This window comes from Gellertiella sp. DMC107 (assembly GCF_056313605.1).
The window spans coordinates 771,916-792,199 of sequence record NZ_JBQUZZ010000002.1; the positions used below are offsets into that span (position 1 = coordinate 771,916).

Annotated in this window: 21 protein-coding genes and 1 tRNA gene; 8 read left to right on the plus strand and 14 right to left on the minus strand. The window is 60.2% G+C overall.

Features of this window, described 5'->3' with window-relative positions:
• Positions 1-57 precede the first annotated feature (57 nt).
• The 4 genes from ACT54B_RS09160 (at position 58) to ACT54B_RS09175 (ending at position 4,080) form a co-directional block, all read left to right on the plus strand.
• Positions 58-1,131, plus strand: coding sequence for a polyamine ABC transporter substrate-binding protein (locus ACT54B_RS09160; RefSeq protein WP_476044825.1), 1,074 nt, complete (start codon positions 58-60; stop codon positions 1,129-1,131).
• A gap of 78 nt (positions 1,132-1,209) precedes the next feature.
• Positions 1,210-2,352, plus strand: a complete 1,143-nt coding sequence (locus tag ACT54B_RS09165; RefSeq protein ID WP_476044396.1) for an ABC transporter ATP-binding protein — start codon at positions 1,210-1,212, stop codon at positions 2,350-2,352.
• A 13-nt stretch (positions 2,353-2,365) separates the two neighbouring features.
• Entirely contained in the window at positions 2,366-3,262 is an 897-nt protein-coding gene (locus ACT54B_RS09170) for an ABC transporter permease subunit (protein ID WP_476044397.1), read from the plus strand.
• On the plus strand, positions 3,259-4,080 hold the full coding sequence (locus ACT54B_RS09175) for an ABC transporter permease (protein WP_476044398.1): 822 nt from the start codon (positions 3,259-3,261) through the stop codon (positions 4,078-4,080). The genes ACT54B_RS09170 and ACT54B_RS09175 overlap by 4 nt, the downstream gene beginning before the upstream one ends.
• Before the next feature lie 50 nt (positions 4,081-4,130).
• Here the strand turns inward: ACT54B_RS09175 and ACT54B_RS09180 are convergent, their stop codons facing one another.
• Entirely contained in the window at positions 4,131-4,376 is a 246-nt protein-coding gene (locus ACT54B_RS09180) for a DUF6460 domain-containing protein (protein WP_476044399.1), read from the minus strand.
• 191 nt (positions 4,377-4,567) lie between these two features.
• On the opposite strand from ACT54B_RS09180, the gene ACT54B_RS09185 reads away from it, so the two are divergent.
• The gene (locus ACT54B_RS09185; RefSeq protein ID WP_476044400.1) at positions 4,568-6,520 is read left to right on the plus strand and encodes an acetoacetate--CoA ligase; all 1,953 of its coding nucleotides are present in this window, start codon (positions 4,568-4,570) and stop codon (positions 6,518-6,520) included.
• Positions 6,521-6,747: 227 nt separating this feature from the next.
• On the opposite strand, the gene ACT54B_RS09190 is transcribed toward ACT54B_RS09185, so the two are convergent.
• Positions 6,748-8,343 (minus strand): ABC transporter permease, encoded by a 1,596-nt coding sequence (locus ACT54B_RS09190; RefSeq protein WP_476044826.1) that lies wholly within the window; start codon positions 8,341-8,343, stop codon positions 6,748-6,750.
• Between the two features lie 158 nt (positions 8,344-8,501).
• The gene (locus tag ACT54B_RS09195; protein ID WP_476044401.1) at positions 8,502-12,191 is read right to left on the minus strand and encodes an ATP-binding protein; all 3,690 of its coding nucleotides are present in this window, start codon (positions 12,189-12,191) and stop codon (positions 8,502-8,504) included.
• Between the two features lie 240 nt (positions 12,192-12,431).
• Here ACT54B_RS09195 and ACT54B_RS09200 point away from each other — a divergent pair, with 240 nt between their 5' ends.
• The 3 genes from ACT54B_RS09200 to ACT54B_RS09210 all read left to right on the plus strand — a co-directional run bounded on the left by ACT54B_RS09200 (position 12,432) and on the right by ACT54B_RS09210 (position 14,583).
• On the plus strand, positions 12,432-12,881 hold the full coding sequence (locus ACT54B_RS09200) for a phasin (protein ID WP_476044402.1): 450 nt from the start codon (positions 12,432-12,434) through the stop codon (positions 12,879-12,881).
• A 138-nt stretch (positions 12,882-13,019) separates the two neighbouring features.
• Positions 13,020-13,096 (plus strand) — tRNA-His (locus ACT54B_RS09205).
• A gap of 128 nt (positions 13,097-13,224) precedes the next feature.
• Positions 13,225-14,583, plus strand: coding sequence for a tyrosine-type recombinase/integrase (locus ACT54B_RS09210; RefSeq protein ID WP_476044403.1), 1,359 nt, complete (start codon positions 13,225-13,227; stop codon positions 14,581-14,583).
• Here ACT54B_RS09210 and ACT54B_RS09215 read toward each other — a convergent pair.
• From ACT54B_RS09215 to ACT54B_RS09265, 11 genes are all read right to left on the minus strand, one after another.
• On the minus strand, positions 14,543-14,743 hold the full coding sequence (locus ACT54B_RS09215) for a hypothetical protein (RefSeq protein WP_476044405.1): 201 nt from the start codon (positions 14,741-14,743) through the stop codon (positions 14,543-14,545). The genes ACT54B_RS09210 and ACT54B_RS09215 overlap by 41 nt on opposite strands.
• Before the next feature lie 232 nt (positions 14,744-14,975).
• Positions 14,976-15,299 carry a hypothetical protein gene (locus ACT54B_RS09220; RefSeq protein WP_476044406.1) on the minus strand — a complete coding sequence of 108 codons (324 nt, stop codon included), beginning with the start codon at positions 15,297-15,299 and terminating at the stop codon, positions 14,976-14,978.
• On the minus strand, positions 15,299-16,225 hold the full coding sequence (locus ACT54B_RS09225; protein WP_476044407.1) for a hypothetical protein: 927 nt from the start codon (positions 16,223-16,225) through the stop codon (positions 15,299-15,301). The genes ACT54B_RS09220 and ACT54B_RS09225 overlap by 1 nt, the downstream gene beginning before the upstream one ends.
• On the minus strand, positions 16,222-16,539 hold the full coding sequence (locus ACT54B_RS09230; protein ID WP_476044409.1) for a hypothetical protein: 318 nt from the start codon (positions 16,537-16,539) through the stop codon (positions 16,222-16,224). Before ACT54B_RS09230 ends, ACT54B_RS09225 begins: the two co-directional genes overlap by 4 nt.
• Positions 16,539-17,303 carry a hypothetical protein gene (locus ACT54B_RS09235; protein WP_476044410.1) on the minus strand — a complete coding sequence of 255 codons (765 nt, stop codon included), beginning with the start codon at positions 17,301-17,303 and terminating at the stop codon, positions 16,539-16,541. The genes ACT54B_RS09230 and ACT54B_RS09235 overlap by 1 nt, the downstream gene beginning before the upstream one ends.
• Positions 17,300-17,881, minus strand: a complete 582-nt coding sequence (locus ACT54B_RS09240) for a hypothetical protein (protein ID WP_476044412.1) — start codon at positions 17,879-17,881, stop codon at positions 17,300-17,302. The genes ACT54B_RS09235 and ACT54B_RS09240 overlap by 4 nt, the downstream gene beginning before the upstream one ends.
• A 2-nt stretch (positions 17,882-17,883) precedes the next feature.
• Positions 17,884-19,005, minus strand: a complete 1,122-nt coding sequence (gene dnaN / locus ACT54B_RS09245; protein WP_476044413.1) for a DNA polymerase III subunit beta — start codon at positions 19,003-19,005, stop codon at positions 17,884-17,886.
• Complete coding sequence (locus tag ACT54B_RS09250; protein WP_476044414.1) at positions 18,998-19,237, minus strand: hypothetical protein; 240 nt, start codon at positions 19,235-19,237, stop codon at positions 18,998-19,000. Before ACT54B_RS09250 ends, dnaN begins: the two co-directional genes overlap by 8 nt.
• Positions 19,224-19,580, minus strand: a complete 357-nt coding sequence (locus ACT54B_RS09255; RefSeq protein ID WP_476044415.1) for a hypothetical protein — start codon at positions 19,578-19,580, stop codon at positions 19,224-19,226. Before ACT54B_RS09255 ends, ACT54B_RS09250 begins: the two co-directional genes overlap by 14 nt.
• Positions 19,577-19,741 carry a hypothetical protein gene (locus ACT54B_RS09260; protein ID WP_476044416.1) on the minus strand — a complete coding sequence of 55 codons (165 nt, stop codon included), beginning with the start codon at positions 19,739-19,741 and terminating at the stop codon, positions 19,577-19,579. The genes ACT54B_RS09255 and ACT54B_RS09260 overlap by 4 nt, the downstream gene beginning before the upstream one ends.
• 69 nt (positions 19,742-19,810) lie before the next feature.
• Positions 19,811-19,999: a hypothetical protein gene (locus tag ACT54B_RS09265; RefSeq protein ID WP_476044417.1), complete on the minus strand. Its 189-nt coding sequence runs from the start codon at positions 19,997-19,999 to the stop codon at positions 19,811-19,813.
• Positions 20,000-20,284: the final 285 nt, after the last annotated feature.

A 20,284-nucleotide genomic window follows, 5' to 3' on the forward strand; every position in this document is an offset into this window, starting at 1 on the left:
ATAAGAACCGCCCGGCTGCCCTTAAAACGGGAGACCATCATGAAGTTCAAACGGACAATGACGTTTGCGCTGGCGACCCTCGTGGCGTCCGCATTCGCACATGCCGAAGACCGTGTCGTTAACGTTTTCAACTGGTCGGATTATATCGACAACAGCATCATTCAGGATTTCGAAAAGGAAACCGGAATCAAGGTCGTCTACGACGTCTTCGACTCCAACGAGATCCTGGAAACGAAGTTGCTTGCCGGCGCCTCCGGCTATGATGTCGTCGTGCCGACCGCCATCTTCCTGTCCCGTCAGATCCAGGCGGGCGTGTTCCAGAAGCTGGACAAGTCCAAGCTTCCCAATATCAAGAACATGTGGGACATGGTTGCCACGAGAACGGCGATCTATGACCCGGGGAATGAATATTCCATCAACTACATGTGGGGCACCACCGGCATTGGCTACAACAAGGCCAAGGTGAAGGAACGGCTCGGCACCGATGTGATCGACAGCTGGAAAGCCGTGCTGGACCCGGAAAATGCCAAGAAGCTCTCGGATTGCGGCATCTATATGCTGGATTCGCCGACCGACATCCTGCCAAGCGTGCTGAAATATCTGGGCCTCGATCCCGATTCCAAGAAGCCGGATGATCTGGCCAAGGCGGAAGAAGCCATGCTGGCTGTCCGTCCCTATATCCGCAAGTTCCATTCCTCCGAATATATCAATGCGCTTGCCAATGGCGACATCTGCGTCGCGGTCGGCTGGTCCGGCGATATTTTCCAGGCCCGCAACCGTGCCACCGAGGCCAAGCAGGGCGTCGAAATCGGCTATTCGGTGCCCAAGGAAGGCGCGCTGATGTGGTTCGACCAGATGGCGATCCCGGCCGATGCCCAGCATGTGGAGGAAGCGCATGAATTCCTCAACTACATCATGCGTCCCGATGTGGCCGCAAAGGCGTCCAACTTCGTTGTGTATGCCAACGGCAACAAGGCCAGCCAGGAGCTGATCGACAAGACCATTACCTCCGACCCGGCCGTCTACCCCGACGACGCAACGCTTGCCAATCTCTTCACCACCACGCCCACCAGCCCCAAAGACCAACGTTCGGTCACCCGGGTCTGGACCAAGATCGTGACGGGCCAGTAGAGACATGGACAACCCCGGCCCTGCAAAGAGCCGGGGTTTTTAACGACAAGAGCGAACCAACGCCTCTAGGGGACAATCATGAAATCTCTGGGAAACATCCGGCGCTCCTTTGCGCCCTGGAATGATCCATCCGCCAAACCTTTCATCACCTTCGAGAACATCACGAAAGCCTTCGGCAGCTTCGTCGCGGTCAACGATCTGACCCTGCACGTATTCCAGAAGGAATTCTTTGCGCTGCTCGGCGCTTCCGGTTGCGGCAAATCCACCCTGCTGCGCATGCTGGCCGGCTTCGAAACGCCCACCAGCGGGCGCATCCTGCTCGACGGTCAGGATCTCTCCGGAATCCCGCCCTATCGCCGGCCTGTCAACATGATGTTCCAGTCCTATGCGCTCTTTCCGCATATGAGTGTCGCAAAGAACATTGCCTTCGGCCTGAAGCAGGACAAGATGCCGAAGTCCGAGATCGACGACCGCGTGGCGCAGATGCTGAAGCTCGTCAAGCTCGAACAGTTCGGCAAGCGCAAGCCGCATCAGCTCTCCGGCGGCCAGCGGCAGCGCGTGGCGCTGGCCCGTTCGATTGCCAAGCGCCCGAAGGTGCTGCTTCTCGACGAACCGCTCGGCGCGCTCGACAAGAAGCTGCGCGAGGAAACCCAGTTCGAGCTGATGGACCTCCAGCAGGAGCTTGGCCTGACCTTCATGGTGGTGACCCATGACCAGGAAGAGGCCATGACCATGGCCGACCGCATCGCCATCATGGACCGCGGCCAGGTCATGCAGGTGGCGACGCCTGCGGAAGTCTATGAAGCGCCCAATTCCCGTTTCGTCGCCGATTTCATCGGCTCCGTCACGCTGTTCGAGGGCAAGGTGGAAAAGGTCGACGGCACCCGCGTCGAGATCGCCGCGACCGATGGCTTTACGGTCAGGGCGGAAAGCGCCGTTTCCGTTCAGCCCGGCGCCACGGTCTTCTATGCGATCCGTCCGGAAAAGATCCGCCTCTCCAAGGCCCCTCCCACCGATCCCTCGGTCAATGCGGCAGAGGGCGAAATCTGGGACATCGCCTATCTCGGCGACATGACCGTGTTCCACGTCCGGCTTGCCTCCGGCAAGGTCATCAAGATCTCGCAGATGAATGCGACGCGCGAGGCCGAAGAGCCCTTCGGCTGGGACGAGAAGGCCTGGGTGTCCTTCCCGGCCAATGCCGGCATCGTGCTGGCCGGCTGAGGAGGACCAAGCCATGAACCCCGTCCGTTGGATCACGAGCCGGCTGGTCATCCTGGTGCCCTATGCCTGGCTGCTGATCTTCTTCCTCATTCCCTTCTTCATCGTCTTCAAGATCTCGCTTTCGACGACGGCGATCCAGATGCCGCCTTACGTGCCGGTCTTCGACGGTACGGATTTCTGGGCCAAGCTGAAGGAACTATCCTTCGACAATTATGTCTGGTTGACGGAAGACCCGCTCTATTACCGGGCCTATCTCTCCTCGGTCATGATTGCGGCGGTCTCGACCGTTCTCACCCTGCTGGTTGCCTATCCGGTTGCTTATGGCATGGCGCGGGCGCCCTCGACGATCCGCCCGACGCTGCTGATGTTGGTCATCCTGCCCTTCTGGACGAGCTTCCTGATCCGCGTTTATGCCTGGATCGGCATCCTGAAGCCGGAAGGCCTGCTCAGCCAGCTGCTGATCTCCATGGGCGTCATCAGCGAACCCCTGCAGATCCTCAACACCAATACCGCGATCTTCATCGGCATCGTCTATTCCTATCTGCCCTTCATGGTGCTGCCGATCTATTCGGCGCTGGAAAAGATGGATTATTCGCTGATCGAGGCTGCGGAAGACCTTGGCTGCACGCCAACGGGGGCTTTCTGGAAGGTCACGTTCCCGCTTTCCATTCCCGGGGTCATTGCCGGCTGCTTCCTCGTCTTCATTCCGGCGGTGGGCGAGTTCGTCATCCCTGACCTGCTCGGTGGCTCCTCGACCCTCATGATCGGCAAGACGCTGTGGAACGAGTTCTTCTCGAACCGCGACTGGCCCGTCTCCTCCGCCGTGGCGGTCGTGCTCCTGCTCATCCTCGTCATCCCCATCGTGTTCTTCCAGAATGCGCAGGCCAAAGCCGAGGAGGCCGGAAAATGAACACCACCTGGAGCCGTTTCAACATTCTCTCGGTGGTGCTGGGCTTTGCCTTTCTCTACCTGCCGATCCTCATTCTCATCATCTTCTCCTTCAACGAGTCGAAGCTGGTGACGGTCTGGGGCGGTTTTTCGACCAAATGGTATGTGTCCCTCTTCTCCAATCAGGGGATCATGGATGCGGCCTGGGTGACCATCCGGGTGGGTCTGCTGTCCGCCACCATCGCTACCGTGCTGGGAACCCTGGGGGCGCTCGCGCTCAACCGCTTCACCCGCTTCCGGGGGCGCATGCTGTTTTCGGGCATGATCTATGCGCCGCTCGTCATGCCGGAAGTCATCACCGGTCTTTCCCTGCTGCTGCTTTTCGTGGCGGTGGATTTCGACCGTGGCTTCTGGACCGTGACGCTGGCCCATGTGACGCTCACCATGTGCTTCGTGGCGGTCGTCGTACAGTCTCGCCTGGTGACCTATGACCGCTCGCTGGACGAAGCGGCGATGGATCTCGGCGCAACGCCGGTCAGCACCTTCTTCCAGGTGACGCTGCCGGTCATCCTGCCGGCCGTGGTTTCGGGCTGGATGCTGGCCTTCACCCTGTCGCTGGACGACCTGGTGATCGCGAGCTTTACCTCGGGTCCGGGCGCAACGACGTTGCCGATGAAGATCTATAGCCAGGTCCGCCTCGGCGTCACCCCGGAGATCAATGCGGTGTCCACACTCATGATTGCGGTGATCGCGATCGGTGTCGTGGCCGCGTCGATCGTCACCAAGCGCCAGGAACTGCAGCGCCAGCGCGATGAGCGGATGGCGATGAGCATGGCCTGAAGAAAGCGTTCCACAAGAGAAGGAAAGGCCGGCGCTTGGCGCCGGCTTTTTCATTCCTCCCGCGAGGGCAGGAAGAGATAGGTAAACAGCCAGATGGGCACCACCACTAGCGCGCCAAGCGCCAGCCTTGGCATTGCCCATGCGGTCGACCGGGCGAGAAAATTCGCCACATCGTCCCGGGTCAGGCTTGCCGCCTGAAGAAGACTGTCTTCGGTGATGCCGAAAATACCCAGCAGCCATCCCGCTATCAGCGATGCAAAGGCCAGCTTGATCAATCCCCATACGATTCTGCGCATCGGCCGATCCCCCTGAACGACGATTCGCAAATATTATTATTCGTTGAACTTGCGCAGAGGAATCCCCCTGCATCGATGCCGTGCCGTTCCTGAGACAGGAGGCGGTGGCAGGCGCGCTAGCAGGCTCCGGTCGCCTCTTTATAATGCAATGCAGCATGATATAAACGGTGCAAAATTTCGAGGAGGACGGAATGATCGAGGACAAGCCGCTTTGGGTACCGTCGGAGGATTTCAAGGCAGGCACGCCCATGCATGCCTTCATGGAAGAGGTCTCCCGCAAGCATGACCTGTCCTTTGGAGACTATGATGCCTTCCATCAGTGGTCTGTCGACCACCGGGACCTGTTCTGGTCGGCCGTCTGGGATTTTTCTGCCATCAAGGGCAACAAGGGCGAGCGGTTGCTGATCCAGGACGAGCGCATGCTGGACGCGCGGTTTTTCCCGGATGCCGAACTGAATTTCGCGGAGAACCTTCTCTCCCGGACGGGCGGCAGCGACGCGATGATCTTTGTCGGCGAAGACAAGGCCCAGTCCCGCATGAGCTGGGACGAACTGCATGCTCTGGTGTCCCGCCTGCAGCAGGCCTATCGCGCCATGGGCATCGGCCAGGGCGACCGGATCGCCGCCATGGTGCCCAACATGCCGGAAACCGTGGCGTTGATGCTGGCTGCCGCGTCGATCGGTGCCATTTGGTCGTCCTGCTCACCCGATTTCGGCGAGCAGGGCGTGCTCGACCGCTTCGGCCAGATCGAGCCGAAGCTTTTCGTGACCTGCGATGCCTACTGGTACAATGGCAAGAAGCAGGACGTGGCGGAAAAGGCGAGCGCCGTTACCGCGAAACTCGGTGTTCCCGCTGTCGTCATTCCCTATGCGGGCGATGCGGATGCCGCCGCCGGCCTGATCGGCCAGGCGAAGACACTGCCCGCCTTCATCGCCCCCTATGCCGCGAAGGCGGTGGACTATGTGCGGCTGCCCTTCTCGCATCCGCTTTACATCCTCTTTTCCTCCGGCACGACGGGCATTCCCAAATGCATCGTCCATTCGGCGGGCGGCACGCTCATTCAGCATCTGAAGGAGCACCGTCTCCATTGCAGCCTGAAGCCCGGTGAAAAGCTCTTCTACTTCACCACCTGCGGCTGGATGATGTGGAACTGGCTGGTCTCCGGGCTCGCTGTCGGTGCCACGCTTTGCCTCTTTGATGGCTCGCCATTCTATCCCGACGGCAATGTTCTGTTCGATTATGCTGCGCGGGAGGGCTTTGCCGTCTTCGGCACGTCGGCCAAATACATCGATGCGGTGCGCAAGGCCGGGATCGAGCCGGCCAGGACCCACGATCTCTCCGCGCTTCGGCTTGTCACCTCGACCGGCTCTCCGCTGTCGCCGGAAGGCTTCTCCTTCGTTTACGAGGGCATCAAGCCGGACGTGCAGCTCGCCTCGATTTCGGGCGGCACCGATATCGTCTCCTGCTTCGTGCTGGGCAATCCGCTGAAGCCGGTCTGGCGTGGCGAAATCCAGGGCCCGGGACTTGGCCTTGCCGTCGACGTCTGGGATGACGAAGGCAAGCCGGTGAGGGGCGAGAAGGGCGAGCTGGTCTGCACCCGCGCCTTCCCCTCCATGCCGGTCATGTTCTGGAACGATGAGGGCGGCAAGAAATACAAGGCCGCCTATTTCGAGCGCTTCGACAATATCTGGTGCCACGGCGATTTTGCCGAATGGACCCCGCATGGCGGCCTTGTCATTCACGGGCGTTCGGACGCGACCCTCAATCCGGGCGGAGTGAGGATCGGGACTGCCGAGATCTACAATCAGGTGGAACAGCTGGAAGACGTGGTCGAGGCGCTCTGCATCGGGCAGGATTGGGAAGACGATGTGCGCGTGATCCTGTTCGTGCGGCTGGCCGCGAACGTGCATCTGACACCTGAGCTAGAAGCGCGGATCAGGACCAAGATCCGCACCGGAGCATCCCCGCGCCACGTGCCCGCCAAGATCGTTGCCGTTTCCGATATTCCCCGTACCAAATCGGGAAAGATCGTCGAGCTCGCCGTTCGCGAAGTGGTACACGGCCGCCCCGTGAAGAACAAGGAGGCTCTGGCCAACCCGGAAGCGCTTGCCCTTTTCGCCAACCTCGACGCGCTGAAAGCGTGATGAAAGTCAAAGCCTTGGGGAAAAGTGATACGTTTTTATGCGACTGCACCGCGGAAGCGTTTCTGGTAACCCTTTGTTAGGAAAGCTTTGGCAAGAGTGGAGCATCTTGGGACCGGTGGATGTATAACCGGCTTGGAGCTGCGTGGCTCCCGAAACATGATGTTCCTCGACTCGAGCGCTCGTTGATCAGCATCACCCTTATCAAGGCAGCTTCGGCTGCCTTTTTTTTATCGTGACTTGTCGAGCGAGCGGGAAACGAGAAGCGCCGGGATCAGCCCGGCAAGAATGATGATGATCGCCCCGACGGAGGCATCCTCCACCTTGGAGCGGGAGGCATCCTCATAGACGAGCGTGGCCAGCGTGTTGAAGTTGAACGGCCGGAGCAGGATTGTCGCCGACAGTTCCTTGAGGGCCTCGATGAAGACCAGCAACCCGGCCGTCAGGATGGCGGGCCGGAGATTGGGCAGCAGCACCGAGACCAGCGCCTGGAAGCGGGTGCGGCCCAGCGTTCGGGCCGCCATGTCGAGGTTGGGCGACAGCTTCTGAAGCCCGGATTCGATGGCGCCTTCCGCCATGGTCAGGAACCGCACCGTCAGGGCATAGATGATGGCAAAGCCGGTCCCGGTCAAAAGGAGGCCGGTCGACCAGCCGAAGACGGAGCGCATCGTGCCGTCGAGCACATTGTCAAAGGCAGCAAAGGGCAAGAGCACGCCCAGGCCCACCACGGTGCCCGGTACGCCGTAACCCAGCGCCGCCAGCCGCCCCGAAACGCCCACAAGGCGGGATCGGGCCGAGCGGCCCGCATGGGACAGGAGGAAGCCCAGAGAGACCGCAAAGAATGCGGTGAGCCCGGAAACCACGATCGATGTCAGCAGCGCGTCGATGAGACGGCGATCCAGAATATGATCGAAACGACGGAAGGCGTAAGCGCCCATCACGGCAAGCGGTATGACGAAGCCGAGGAGCACCGGCACTAGGCAGACGAGAACCGCGAGCCCTGATTGCGCACCCTTCAACTTCAGCCGGATGGCGTCATGCACCACGGTTGTCGTTCGGCCCGAAGCAAAGCGTTGCCGTCGGCGCGCCATGCGCTCCACCGCGATCAGGCCCGCAGCCGCCAGCAGCAGCAGGCAGGCAAGCTGCGCGGCTCCGGCCAGACTGCCCCGGTTCAGCCAGCTGTCGTAAATCGCGAAAGTCAGCGTGTTCACGCCCAGATATTCGACGGTGCCGATATCGTTCAGGCTTTCCATCATGACGAGCGACAGTCCGACGGCAATGGCCGGCCGGGCCATAGGCAATTGCACCTTGAAGAACACCTTGAGCGGCCCGGCGCCGAGCGTACGCGCCACATCGGCGGCCGCGCGCCCCTGCATGAGGAACATGGCCCGGCAGGACAGGAACACATAGGGATAGAGAACGGAGCTCAGAACCAGCACCGCTCCCCCCATCGAGCGGATATCCGGAAACCAGTAATCCTTGATGGAGCGGAAGCCGAACAAGGCTCGCAGGCCGGACTGCACGGGACCCGTATAATCCAGGAACTCTCCGAAGGCATAGGCGGCCAGATAGCCCGGGATCGCAAGGGGCAAAACCAGCGCAGCGGTCAGCAGGCGCCTGAACGGAAAATCGCAGGCGGTCGTGACCCAGGCCGTGGAAATGCCCCAGAAGGCCGCAATGGATGAGGTGAGCAGCAGAAGTTCCGCCGTCCGCCCCGCTGCGCGGGGAAAAACCACGCCGAAGAGATGGGGAAGGCTCTCCATGCCGCCGCTGAGGGCGATCCACACAATGGCGGCAATCGGCAGCAGGACGGCGACGGCGATCATCACCGAGAGCAGGGGCAATGCATTCGTCTCGCGCCGCGCGCCGATGGTCGATTCTCTGGTCCGCAGGGCAGGGGACGGGGGCACGGACATGGCGAGCCTCTCTGCTGGTCAATGCCCGAAGCCACGGGCGCTCGGCCCTGCTTTAGTGCAGTTGGCCCTCAGTTCGCAAGAACGCGCTGCGAAGGAAAGGTGATTTCGACCAGCGTTCCCTCGTTGGGGGCGGACTGAATGGCGAAACCGGCGCGATTGGCATCCACCATAGCCTTGGTCAGCGGCAGGCCCAGGCCGGTGCCATCTCCCCGCTTGCGGGTGCCGGGCGTGACCTGCCGGAACGGCTTCATCGCCTGTTCCAGCTCGGCACGGGTCATGCCGACGCCCGTATCGCGGATGCGCAGCACGACGCTGCCATTGGGCTCATAAGCCGTGGAAACCACGATCTGCCCGCCGGGTTGCGTGAAGCGGATGCCGTTGGCCAGGATATTCAGCACGATCTGCTTGATCGAGCGGAGATCGGCGACCACATCAGGAACACTCTCCGAAAAAGCGGTACGGATGATGACGCGATTGGCCTGCGCCTGCGGCTGGACCAGCGAGACCGCTTCGGAAACCGCCTCTTTCAGCCCGACCGCCGTGAACTCCAGATCCATTTCGCCCGCCTCGATCTTGGAAATGTCGAGCAGGTCATTGACGATATCCAGCACCAGCCTTCCGGAGCGGGCGATGTCATTGGCATATTCCACATAGCGTGGATGGCCGATGGGCCCGAAATGCTCGATCGACATCATATCCGAGAAGCCGATGATCGCGTTCAGCGGCGTACGGATCTCGTGGCTGACGCGAGCCAGGAAATCGCTCTTGTGGGCATTTGCGGTCTCGGCGGCCCGCTTGGCATTCTTCAGGTCCTCTTCGGTCCGCTTCCATTGGGTGATGTCGCGGATCACGGCGCAATAACCGTTGGAGGCAGACAGGCGACCGATGGTCATGAACAGGGGGATGAAGCCGCCGGAAGCTTCCCGGCCGATCACTTCGCGGCCGTCATTCAGCACGCTTGCCACACCATGGCCCGTCATGCCGGCCAGGTAATCCGCAACCGCCCGGTGGCTTTCATGCGCAAAGAGCATGACGAAGGGTTTGCCACGCGTTTCCGCCTCGTTGTAGTCGAAGAGCGCACTCGCCGACCGGTTCATCGAGCGTATTTCGCCTTCGGGGCCGATGATCACCACGCCGTCGGTTGCCGTTTCCAGGATCGAGCGAAGTTCGTCCACTTCTACCTGCAGCTCGGAAACCCGGGAAACCAGCCTGGCCTCTTCGTGATCCTGCACGTCGGCCGGCGTCTCCTGCCGTTCTTCCGCGCGCGGACCGGCCGGGATGAGGGCCAGCATCAGGGCGTTGGACTCCTCCCAGCGGATCGACTGCAGCCGCGCCGTGACCGGCACGAGGCTGTCGTCGGCTCTCACCAGCGAGAGGCCGCCGGATTGCTCGGGCATTTCCTCGAGATCGCGGTGATGCAGCAGGGAATCGAGCCCGCCGACCGCTTCGAGGTCGCTGATCGAACCATAGCCGGTCAGCGCCAGGAATTCCGGATTGGCATGGAGGATCGTATCGCCCGCATGGATCAGCAGGGCGACGGGGATTGCATCTATGGTTTCGGCCGTAAGCCCCCCACCCATGGCCGTGCGGGCCGGGATCGAACTCGCCAGAATTTCGAGCTGCTCGGTCACATGGCTGTCCGCGGCCGTCTCCTCGGTTCCCGATGGCGAGAGGTCAGTGGCGGCAACCGGTTCTTCCACATCGGCTTGTGCGTCGTCGGGCCTGATCTCGGGCGCCGCTTCCCCGGTTTCCGGTGCGCCCCGGGCGACCGTCTCCTCGAGCGAGGGCTGGGGTACCGGCTCCAGGCTGGCCGTGTCTTCCGCCGCCGGCTCTTCGCGCCGGAAAGGCTCCAGCTGACGGGCGATTTCGCGCAGCGCCTCCTGTTCGGCCGGTGTCAGGGTCTCCCGTCCGCGCATCCGGTGCTCGGCCAGTCGGATCACTTTTTCGGATCCCGTTTCCGCAGCCGCTGCCGGACGGAAAACCGGCGGCTCAGGCCGCTCGTCTTCGCGCCTTTCGGCAGAGGCATCCGGTGCAATCGCCCCCGACACAACGCTGTCTGCCACCTGCTCTGGAAGCTGTTGATCCAGGTCGCTGCCACTCTCTGCAGTCTTCTCCGGGGAGGACGCGCCGTCCTCAGCCGTTTCCGTTTCCGCCACGGGCAAACGATCCGCCCCGTCCGTCGGGGCTGCGAATTCTGCCGGCGCCGGTTCTTCCGCCAGGGGCTGATCATCGGCGGGCAAATCGCTCGCCTCAAATGACGCTTCCGTTTCGTCCTTCGGCCTCGTGCCCAGGGTCAGCCCGATGCTGTGGGGATCTTCGATCGCATCCGAAAGGCGGACGATTCCGAAGCCCCTGAAACCATCGAATTCCCGGTTGCGGCGATAGGTCGGAAGCGCGGCCAGATCCACTGGCGCCTTCAGATTCGTTCCTTCGACGGGCCAATAGATGGTCTTGCCCGACCAGGTATCCCGTCGACCGAGCAATTCCGCGATCTTGCCGTCCGGATCGAGGTCCAGCAGGCTGGCGATGTCGGTGAAAGCCACGCCGCCGAGATCAGCCGCGTGCGGGCCGACCGCCGCAGCGAGTTCGGGAGAAACCTCGGAGAAGAAACCTTCCGCATCGATTTTCCAGACGAAACGGGTCGGACGGGCAGCCGTATTGGCGGTGAAGATCGCTTCCGCTTTGCCGGCCTCGGGAACAGCCGGTTGCACCGGGGCAATGGCGTCCGCTGGGGCGTCAAGCCCGCCCTCTGCCGTGCCGGTGACCGGTTGGAGATCTTCGGCTGCCTCCGGTGTGAGCGCCGCGGGCTCGACTTCCGCTTCGTCGCCATGACCGGTGTCGGTCGAGGTGTCGGCATCGAGGGCGGTTCCTTCGACGAGGTCGGCGTCTTCGGCGGAAATGCCGGCAAGAACCGGTTCCTCTGCAGGCGCATCGACGACCGCCATTTCGGCCTCGGAAGAACCGGTCTCCGGCTCTGCAGCCGCTTCAGGGATGTTTTCAGCCGGCATGGGCGCTGAGGCCGGTTCGGCACTTGCGGCCATGGGCGTTTCCGGCGGGTCATCAGGAAAACCGTGGGATGGTCCCATGTTTCCGAGGATCGTCTCCACGACGAAGAGCAGGTGCATCGCGGGTGCATCGCTGACCTTGCCGATAGCCGCCGGCAAATAGCCCTTCGCGGTGGGGATGGGGCGTTTCACCAGCCGCTCGCTATGGCGACCGGCCATGTCCACCAGAGTTTTCACCGTGCCTGCCGCAAGACCGATATCAGGGAAGCCGGCCGATTGCGCCAGAAGCTCGCCCTGATCGCCCAGCACCGCCATATGCGTATCCGGATCGTCAAAGCCGGTCAGCATGTCGGCCGCAATCCTTGCGGTTTTCTGCGGGGCCGAATCGACGGGCGCTGCGAAAAGCAGGGCATCGACAGCAGGCGTCAGACGGATGCGCTCGACCACCGCCTGCACGGCGATGCGCTGGAAACCGGTCGGGATGCGAATGAGGAAGCGCCGCGATTCCCCATCGGCTTTCAGCTGCCGCCCTGTCGCTTCCACCTGTCGGAAGGTGACATCGTTCGGATTCGGGCCGTCATCGATGAGATCGTACAGCACGGGCTTGCCGAACAGCCGTGCACCGGGTCCGTTTGCCCAGAGCACTTCGGAAAGATCAAGCGAGAACAGCACAATAGCTTCGCCCCGGGCAAAATGATCCCTGACCCGTTCGTGAACGGCGATATCGATGAAGGGATATTGCACTGCGGGCATGACCGATCCTGTATCCGTCTGGGCTGCCTTGAACCTCAAGTTAACATAATCTTAATACGTGCACAGCCCCGAAAAGGTCCATAAGCCTCGTGGACAATCCGCCAAGAGGGTTAATGGCTAATGCGCCGCACAAAAGTCTCGCCATTTATGTTGCAATGCACAAAAACCCGTGCTATAGAGTGGGGCATAGATGAACGCGGGCGCCCAAACCGATGCGCCCATTGACCAGGAGTGCATCCCATGGCTGCCAAGAAGACCGACGACGTATTCTCCGTATCCGCATTTGACCCTTCCAAGGTTACCGAAGGTTTCCGCGACTTTGCCGAAAAGGGCGCTGAACAGTCCAAGCAGGCTTTTGCGCGCATGAAGTCTGCCGCTGAAGAAGCAACGAAGACGGTTGAAACCACCGTTCAGTCCGCTCAGGCCGGCACGGTCGATCTCGGCCTCAAGGCCATCGACGCGCTGCGCACCAATGCAGAATCCTCTTTCGCCCACATGGAAGCCCTGCTGGGCGTGAAGTCCGTCTCCGAATTCTTCGAGCTGCAGACGGCCTTCCTGCGCAAGCAGGCCGAAGTGGCTGTCGAGCAGGCAAAGACCATGCAGGAAGCCACCCGCAAGCTGGCCGAGACCGTTTCCAAGCCGGCCAAGGACGCCGCTGAAAAGGCTCTCTCGAGCTTCAAGGCCGCCTGATAGGCCCCTTGTCTCAAAGCCTCCCAAGGCGAAGGCCGGGCGTTACACCCCGGCCTTTTTCGTTGTATAAACAGAAAAGGTCTTGCAATATCAGCAGACCTTGCGTATGTGACCGCCAAGACGCGGTAACGCGCATGTGCGGTTGTAGCTCAGTTGGTTAGAGCGCAGGTTTGTGGCACCTGAGGTCAGTGGTTCGACCCCACTCAACCGTACCATTTCCAATTCCACTAAGTATTTGATTTTAAAGGATAATGTGCCATCCTCCTTACGTGGATATTGACTTACTCGCAAATTCCGCACTACAAATTGCACTACAGTAGGCCGCTTCAACGGGTGCAGTTTGGTGCGAAAATCCCCCATCAAGACCAATGAGCCTGACCCGATCCGTTACCTCAAAGAGCGCGGTGGCCGCTGGCATTATGTCCGCAGAGTTCCGGCACATGCTGCCTTGGTAGACGATCGCAAGCTGATCCAAATCGCCCTCAAAACACAATCGCTCGAAGTGGCCAAGCTCCGGCGAGATGCGCAGGAAAAGGCGGATGACCTTTACTGGCAGTCTCTTGCAGCCGGTGAGCCAATGGAGCGAGCTGCTGCGGTATATGAAGCGGCAAAGGCGCGGCTGAGGGTTCTGGGCTTCGAATATCGTGCTGCAGCCGATATTGCTGATCGAACGCCGCTCGATGAAATCATGCGCCGTCTAGAACTGGCTTCTGCTTCGTCGAGTACGCGCGACCAGGCCGCCATCATGGGCACGGTTGACGCCCCCCGGCGATCGGTTGCCGAGGCCATGAAGTTCTATCTGGAAACAATTGCCATTGGCGAAACCAAAGGTATGTCCGAAAAGCAGGTCCGCAAGCGCAACGAACAGAAGACTTTTGCGGCCGAGACGTTCGCAGCCGTCGTCGGTGAGCGGGTCCTCACCGAGGTTACCCGCGAGGATGCAAAGAGGTACTTTGATCACTGGATGGCTCGCGTGCTTGGGAAAGATGGTCAAAAGCCGATCTCGGGCAACACAGCCAACAGGGCCTATGGCAATCTGCGAAAGCTCTTTCGTGAGTACGCTGAGCACGAAGGTCTCGATCTAAAGAACCCCTTTGAGGGCTTCACCTTCCCCGATCGCAAGTCTCAGAAGAAAAAGATACCGCCCTTCGAAATCGATTTCCTTCGGGACAAGATCCTCGCGGTGGGAGCTCATGACGGGCTCAACTCTGAGGCGCTTGCCATCATGCTTGTTCTGATCGAAACAGGGTGCCGTCCCTCCGAGATCTGCAATCTGCCGCCAGAGAACATCCACCTCTCAGCAAAAGTCCCCTACATCACCGTAGATTTCCAGGAAGAGCGCGTTATCAAGACCGATAGCTCAGTGCGGGATATCCCACTGGTCGGCGTGGCGCTGGCCGTGATGAAGCGTTTTCCTAATGGTTTTCCGCGCTATAGGGACAGGGAGGACACCCTTTCGGCCACCCTGATGAAGCATCTGCGGACGAAGAAGCTTCTACCGACATCCCGCCACCGCGTCTATTCATTCCGGCATAGCTATGAAAAGCGGATGCTGGAGGGCGGTCTGGATTTCGAGTTCCGGAAGGCGATGCTCGGTCATTCGGTTGATCGTGAGAAGTACGGCGACGGTGGTGCAATGGCTTGGAGGCGCGATCAATTGCTTAAGATCGCGCTTCCGTTTGATGAGCGGATCGTTCCCTGATCCGCGCTTTTGCAGCGTCGAGCCTGTCCTGCTTCCCAGCTAGTATCTCGCGCTCACGTTCCAGCCGATCGAAGATCGGCCACAGCTTTTCCCCATCCTGCATGGTTTCGATGAGATGAGCGCATTGCGCAAGAGCAAGATCGATATTCTCGATCGTCATCCGGTAATCTGTTCTGGGAGAGGGGAGCTTCATCCTGCTCCCCCTTTTAGGCCATCACGGTACGGCGGCAATTCGATCTCTGGGCAGGGTTCACAATGGTACTCAGCCCATTCCCTCCGCTTTCTTGACCGTTCTTCTTCTATCTCAGAGCAGTCCGGGCAGAAGTCGAAACCCCATTCCCAATGGTCGAAGCCGACCCCATCACCGCAGTATTTGCACTTTCCCCTAGCCATCACGCACCGCCTTTCAGGGCGGCGCGGAACAACTGTGCCGTTTTCGCGTCGTTGTCCTGCTTGATTTTGTCGAGGGCTGCTTTCGCCGTTGCGGCGCGTGTGAACCCCAGCCAAGTCACGCCTAGTGCAGCCTTCGCGGTATCGAACGGGCTACCGACAGAGCCATCAGTGAGGATCACCGAGGGGCTTAAACTGCTACCGGGTAGGCAAGCCTTCCAAACACCTTTACGACGCCCAGTCTGTTGGCGCTCTACGCGAGCGCCATCCGTGCGATACCAAAGACCCGGCGTATACCGCCATCCGTTTTCATCGGGACTCGCCATCACGCACCCCCTTTCAGGGCGGCGCGTGCCGGCGGGATGACGCCGTTGACCTGGTCGCCCTCGATAAGAAGACGCATAAGCATGGCGATGGTCTGCACCGCTTCGCCTTCCAGCTCCTCCCAAGTGAGGCGGTTTTCCGCGTAGTGGACCGCAGCACGAACGACCTCGCCAGCTTCTTCTGCTACCTTGAGAGCAACATTATTGGGCTGAGGAAATTTCGATTGGGCTTTGCGGCGAGCGGTTTCCGCCTTCTCAAAGATGGTCAATGCATAACTGTCGATACCCGTCAGCATGTCGGCGGTCTGCCGTTCATCAGCAGGCATACATGGCTTGGGCGGGGTAGTGAGCGCCGGTAGGATTGCCTCGATAGAGTCGGCTGCTGCTTCGGCCAGCGCACGGGCAAAATGGACCTGCCCCTGTTCATTGGCCGGGAGTGTTTCTGGCATCCATGTTCTGATGCCAACTGCACCCATTCTCAGGTCGTCAAGCAGGTCGGCGGGCACTCCTACCGCCTGCGGCTCTGCGGTTTCGGTCAGCGCACGCTCTACAGCGTCGAACACGGCCTGAAGATCTGCAACGTTCTGCAGGCCAGCAGGCCTAAACACCCGGGCCATCGTCTCTTCACCAATCCGGTAACGGGGCTCCCGGCTAACGGCATCTTTCAGGTTCATCACCCATTCGGGCACATAGACGCGCCGAGGTCCAAATCCTTCCGTCAGGAACCCACCCTCGGGCCATTCCGAAATGGCTTCCGATCCTTCGGTGTAGCGGGTGCGGACAATGCCGTCCTCGACTGCCACGATCTGGTAAAGCTCCAGATCGGCGCGGCTGGTGGTGTAGTAATCGCCCGCCTTCGGCGACCAGGCGGCGCCTTGATAAAAGCGATAGGCGAGGGCGTGCAGCTTCTGGGTCGGGGTGAGCTTCATGCCGCACCGCCTTCCATTTTCAGATGAGCTGCCAGCACTTCGGTGAACGCGTCGTCGCATGCGCCGAGGAAGGTTTCGCGGGACGGCTCCCGGCCATCTTCGAACGCCGCAGCGATCCCGAGATTGACTGCTGCGAGAATGAAGCAGTTCATGACGACATGCGGGGCGATCTCACGGGGTACGCCTCTCATTTCAGTCTGGACCAACAGATCGGCAGCAAAATTGCTGAGAAGCCGGGTTTGTGCTGCGGTGATATGGCTTACCAACGGGGCAAGCTCGGCGTCGAGCGGGCGCTTGTCGAGGACCATGTCCATCACATACCCCTTCTCGAAACAGTGTTTGTCGGCGGCGGGTCGATGTCGCAGCATGGAGTTTCCACCGTGACCGGTCGATATTCGTGGCCAGGGTGGGGTTCCTTCTCGGGCAGTGTTTGGCACCCGGAGAGCGCAATGGTGGCTAGAGCCGCTGCAACGGTGGTACGAATTCCGTTGCTGGTCTTCTGGCCGGCGATATCGCTATAGCGAAAGGTGGCGGCGGGTCCGTCGATAGGCTCACCTGTTTCGAGGTCGACCACCGGAGCGCCTTTGAGGCACTGCTCATGGCAAGCGCCCATTTCGATATCGGATGCGCAGATATCGCCGAGCTTCAGCGGCTCCGTGCAAACCGGGCACAGGTCCACCTCGATGTCCTCATGGTTTCGAACCTCCGTGAATGCCCAAGGATCGATGACGATCTTATGCCGCTCCTGCCAATCGTCGATGACGGCGCGAACCAACGCTTCCAGTTCGCGGTCTTGTTCGGTCGTAGTCGAGATCTCGACACCGTCACCAAACTCATCGCTCAGATCGTCATCCTCTGAAACTGCCTCAGCCAGTGCCTCAACAGAGAAATAGCGCGACAGCTGCACCGGAACCTTGCAGGCCTCGCAAAGGAAGATGCGCTCCCATCCCATCCCATAGGCCTCGGTCAAAGCCTCTTCGCGACTGGAGTGGGGGCCGATCGTATACCGCTCATCGTTGTCACCGGCATACCAGTGCCAGACCTTGCCGTCGCCGTTCTCGGTGTGGGTGGTTTTCATGACATTCGTTCCCATAATTTGAACTCCTCATAGAGTTTCCAGAAGCGAGCCGCCGCCGCCTGGTCTCTGTCGAGGTCGGCACGGCTTTCGATGGAAAGTTTGAAGCGAAGGGTGACAGCCGCACGCTTTGCGTCGGACTTGGCCGGCAGGCCGTGACACTCGACCAGAAACTGCCGGAACACAGGGTCGTTGCACTTTCGCCCCGCGAACTGGGCGACGGACCTCTTTTCCTGATGCTGCACTGGTTGAGGCGGCGGCTCGTATTTCAGGAGGCGCGCTTGTGTGGCGCGCAGCTCCTGGCGCGAGAGCCGATAGAGCCAAAGCAGGAACCGGAAATACCGCGGTGCATTTGCAAGCGCCCGCTGGATGTGGAGTGTTGCTCCGACCTCCAGCCGCAACACAGCATCCTCGCCCTCGCCATCAATGGCAGGCCCGAACAGGCAAAGTCCTTCCTTGGCGTCCGCTCCAATCGTGAACTCAGCCGGCAGAGCATCCGCTGTAATGCGGATCTCTGCGAGCAGCTCAAGCGCCTGGTCGCGGGTCATGTCATCGAAGCTGGCGCTGAGGGAAGCCGTCATGCCTAGATCCTCTTCGGCATCAGGACGCGGAGCTGGTCCGAGCCGATATCTGGGCGGAACACTGCGGCGCTGCCCGGGTCGAGGATCTCAATTCGGCAATCGTCGGTCGGAATGCTTGCGAGCACCCTTTGAAGATAGTTGCCTGCAAAGCCCATTCGGATTTCAGAGCCGGAGCATTCGGCATCCACCTCCTCGAGCGCGCTCTCGCCGCTTCGGCTTTCCATCGAAACGGTTATCGATCGTGGGGCAAATGAAAGGACGACGGTGTCCTTCATTTCGTCTTCCATGACCATGCAGATGCGGGAAACAGCCTTTCGCAAAAGGTTGACGGATACCCTTGCAACATTCTGTTGGTCACGGGGAACGATGCGCATGTAGTCGGGATAGATGCCGTCTACGAGTTTCGAATACAAGCGGACACCGCCAGCACTCACCATCGCCATTGTATCCGACATGGCGAGACACCCCACGCCCTTCACATCAGACAGAAGACGCTTGATTGCACGCACACTCCTGGTGGGCAGGATCGCCGATGCCAGGTTGACTGGTTCGGATATTGGTATCCGGACGACTGAAAGATTGTGGCCATCGCACCCAGCGAGCGCGAGCATTGCTTCGCCCTTATGTGCCTGCAGATTTAGGCCGCAAAGATAGTAGCGCGTCTCTTCGTTGCTAAAAGCATACTCGGTCGCGGCGATTGCGCTTGTCAGCGAGGGAATATCAACCTCAAAGCTTTCAGCATGCAACTTGTCGGCGATCGAAGGAAAGTCACCGGCTGGAAGCGTGTTGAACTGGAAGCGTGATCGGGCGGATGTGACCTTCACATGGTTCGCTGACACGCTGAAGCAAACCTCGGCAGTCTCAGGCAAATTTTTTACGAGATCTTTAAGGGCGTGGCCAGATAGGGTGACTACCCCGCTACCCGTAGAACTGGCCAGATCACAGGACGTATGAACTTCGATGTCCAGATCAGTTGCGCGTATCTGCAACTGGCCGTCTGCGACCTGGAGCAACATGTTTCCAAGGATCGGGATCTTCGCTTTCGACTGCACCGCCTCGAAAGCGGCCGTTACAGCCGGTTCGAGTTCCGAGCAATGAACCGTGAACTTCAGCACATCAGCCATGGGCCTGCACCGTCTCGCAAAGCTCGGCAATCCGAGTGATGGTGTACGGGGGGGCAAGCCCGGCATAGGACGCAAACAGCCTATAGAATTCCTCCAGCAGCTCTGCGCGGGGGGAATTGTCCGCAATCATTCGGTAGAACCGTTCGACATCGTCGATACTGAAATCGACTTGCGTCTCATCAATTGTCCACGAATCCTCGAACGCTTCGCTGCATTCCTCACACACCGGCATATGGGCCTCCTTCGTTGTGCTGAAGATGGAGTTTCAGGAGGCGCGCCAGCTTTCTGTCAGACGTGCGAGCAGACAACGAAGTCGCGTCGATCACAGCTTTCAGCAGGACGGCAATCGTCTCATCGGTGAGAATTTCCGCCCCATGTGCGGGTATCCCCTTCGGGAAGACGCGGGCCATGTCGCCCAACAAAGACGCGGCGAACTGAACATCGCCCAAGATTGCCAGCACTGTGGTCAGCCGCTTCAGAATGTCTGCGGCCTCTGGAGTGGGGCAGGGTGTAGATTTTTCGCTATCCACGACCAGGCGCGGCCTGCAGAACTTCGGCGGATAGACCACGGTCATACGCAGACCCTCGCCAGATGAAGGGCCACTGCGAGGCATGCCATCGTGACCCAGCCGACAAGCAGTGCGAAAATCAGGAAGGTTTCCGGCAGTCTGCTATAGGCGCGACTGCTCACGACGACGGGCAAACCCGCCGCCTTGTCAAAGGCAGTGAAGTGCATGGAAGTCTCCAGTCCGGTTGGGAAACCACCCCGACGCAATACCAACGGGGCGGAAACCGAACCGGATGGTTAGGCGGCCATCGGTTCGAGCAGGCGGATGCGCTCGGCCACGGCCGGGGCGTTGCGCTTCACGCTTTCCTTGCTAAAGCCTGCGTGGATCAGCTGTTCTTCGGTCATGGGGCCGCGCTCCTGGTGAAGGCGAAACATCTGTTCGCGATCGCGAATGTCGGAAAAAGGATTGTGGTCGTTATTCAGCATTGTGCTCTCCGGCGGCTGGTGTTTGCCCGCGCCGCTGCTTTGGGGGCGATTGCAGCGGCGCGGGTCGCGGTATCCGACAGGGAGAAAGCGGTGTCGGCGACATATATATAGCGATAATCGCTAACATCCGTCAACACAATAATAGCGACAATCGCTATATAAAAGCTTGGAGAGTTAAACCATGCTGCAGTTCTGGGCGATGAAATGCCAAGGAGCAGCTGTTTGCCTACGTTTGAGTACTCCTATGAGAGGTTGAAGGGTGGCGTTGCCAAGGCGACAGCCTAC

Bases quoted from the DNA above. Each gene is read 5' to 3' on its own strand.
- ACT54B_RS09160 (WP_476044825.1), top strand. From the start codon at position 58: ATGACGTTTGCGCTGGCGACCCTCGTGGCGTCCGCATTCGCACATGCC.
- ACT54B_RS09165 (WP_476044396.1), top strand. From the start codon at position 1,210: ATGAAATCTCTGGGAAACATCCGGCGCTCCTTTGCGCCCTGGAATGAT.
- ACT54B_RS09170 (WP_476044397.1), top strand. From the start codon at position 2,366: ATGAACCCCGTCCGTTGGATCACGAGCCGGCTGGTCATCCTGGTGCCC.
- ACT54B_RS09175 (WP_476044398.1), top strand. From the start codon at position 3,259: ATGAACACCACCTGGAGCCGTTTCAACATTCTCTCGGTGGTGCTGGGC.
- ACT54B_RS09180 (WP_476044399.1), bottom strand. From the start codon at position 4,376: ATGCGCAGAATCGTATGGGGATTGATCAAGCTGGCCTTTGCATCGCTG.
- ACT54B_RS09185 (WP_476044400.1), top strand. From the start codon at position 4,568: ATGATCGAGGACAAGCCGCTTTGGGTACCGTCGGAGGATTTCAAGGCA.
- ACT54B_RS09190 (WP_476044826.1), bottom strand. From the start codon at position 8,343: ATGATCGCCGTCGCCGTCCTGCTGCCGATTGCCGCCATTGTGTGGATC.
- ACT54B_RS09195 (WP_476044401.1), bottom strand. From the start codon at position 12,191: ATGCCCGCAGTGCAATATCCCTTCATCGATATCGCCGTTCACGAACGG.
- ACT54B_RS09200 (WP_476044402.1), top strand. From the start codon at position 12,432: ATGGCTGCCAAGAAGACCGACGACGTATTCTCCGTATCCGCATTTGAC.
- ACT54B_RS09215 (WP_476044405.1), bottom strand. From the start codon at position 14,743: ATGACGATCGAGAATATCGATCTTGCTCTTGCGCAATGCGCTCATCTC.
- ACT54B_RS09220 (WP_476044406.1), bottom strand. From the start codon at position 15,299: ATGGCGAGTCCCGATGAAAACGGATGGCGGTATACGCCGGGTCTTTGG.
- ACT54B_RS09225 (WP_476044407.1), bottom strand. From the start codon at position 16,225: ATGAAGCTCACCCCGACCCAGAAGCTGCACGCCCTCGCCTATCGCTTT.
- ACT54B_RS09230 (WP_476044409.1), bottom strand. From the start codon at position 16,539: ATGGACATGGTCCTCGACAAGCGCCCGCTCGACGCCGAGCTTGCCCCG.
- ACT54B_RS09235 (WP_476044410.1), bottom strand. From the start codon at position 17,303: ATGAAAACCACCCACACCGAGAACGGCGACGGCAAGGTCTGGCACTGG.
- ACT54B_RS09240 (WP_476044412.1), bottom strand. From the start codon at position 17,881: ATGACGGCTTCCCTCAGCGCCAGCTTCGATGACATGACCCGCGACCAG.
- dnaN (WP_476044413.1), bottom strand. From the start codon at position 19,005: ATGGCTGATGTGCTGAAGTTCACGGTTCATTGCTCGGAACTCGAACCG.
- ACT54B_RS09250 (WP_476044414.1), bottom strand. From the start codon at position 19,237: ATGCCGGTGTGTGAGGAATGCAGCGAAGCGTTCGAGGATTCGTGGACA.
- ACT54B_RS09255 (WP_476044415.1), bottom strand. From the start codon at position 19,580: ATGACCGTGGTCTATCCGCCGAAGTTCTGCAGGCCGCGCCTGGTCGTG.
- ACT54B_RS09260 (WP_476044416.1), bottom strand. From the start codon at position 19,741: ATGCACTTCACTGCCTTTGACAAGGCGGCGGGTTTGCCCGTCGTCGTG.
- ACT54B_RS09265 (WP_476044417.1), bottom strand. From the start codon at position 19,999: ATGCTGAATAACGACCACAATCCTTTTTCCGACATTCGCGATCGCGAA.